This window comes from Calidithermus terrae (genome assembly GCF_003574345.1).
Taxonomy (GTDB): Bacteria; Deinococcota; Deinococci; order Deinococcales; family Thermaceae; genus Calidithermus; species Calidithermus chliarophilus.
In genome coordinates this window covers 1-669 of record NZ_QXDL01000467.1, presented here as the reverse complement: position 1 = coordinate 669, position 669 = coordinate 1, and the positions used below count along the sequence as shown (strand labels likewise).

Annotated in this window: 2 protein-coding genes; both read left to right on the top strand. The window is 76.4% G+C overall.

Features of this window, described 5'->3' with window-relative positions; genetic code table 11:
* On the top strand, positions 1 to 333 hold a 333-nt coding region (locus Mterra_RS22760), incomplete at its 5' end, for an SRPBCC family protein (protein ID WP_476727206.1).
* A gap of 25 nt (positions 334 to 358) precedes the next feature.
* On the top strand, positions 359 to 669 hold a 311-nt coding region (locus Mterra_RS23600; RefSeq protein ID WP_338025089.1), incomplete at its 3' end, for a GNAT family N-acetyltransferase.

Below are 669 nucleotides of genomic sequence, written 5' to 3'. Positions count from 1 at the left end.
GGCGACCCCTGGGGCGTGGGGGCCCGCTTCGGGCAGGTCTGGCGGCTGGCGCCCTCCGAGGCGGTGGCGCTGGAGGTGCAGGTCAGCGAGGCGATCGCCCCGCACCTGCTCGAGCTGCACACCTCGCGCGGCTTCGGCCGCTGGACGCTGGCCGAGGAGGGCGGCCTCACCCTGGTCCACCACACCTGGGCCGCGGAGGGCGCGGCGGCCTGGGCCCCGCTGCTGCGCGCCGGGGCGGAGGGCCTGGCCCGGCACCTGGGGCTGTGCCTCAAGGAGCAGGGCAGTTGGCTGCGGCCAGCGGGCGAGGCCGGGGGGCTGCCCCCCTGGTACTGAACGGCCGGGGCGGTAGCATGGGCGGGTGGAGCTGGAAATCCGCCGTGCCACCCCCGAGCAGGCCGTCCTGGCGAGCGCCATCCTGACCGAAGCCGCCGCCTGGCTCATCGGGCGCGGCGAGAAGCTGTGGGAGCCGGAGTGGCTCACCCCCGAAAAGCTGCGCCCGGTGGCCGAGCGCGGCGAGCTGTACCTGGCGTGGCTCGAGGGCGAGCCCGTGGGCACCATCACCCTGCAGTGGGAGGACGAGCCCTTCTGGCCCGACGTGCCCGCGGGCGAGTCGGCCTTCTTCCACAAGCTGGCGGTGCGGCGTGGGGTGGCGGGGCGGGGGGTCTCGAG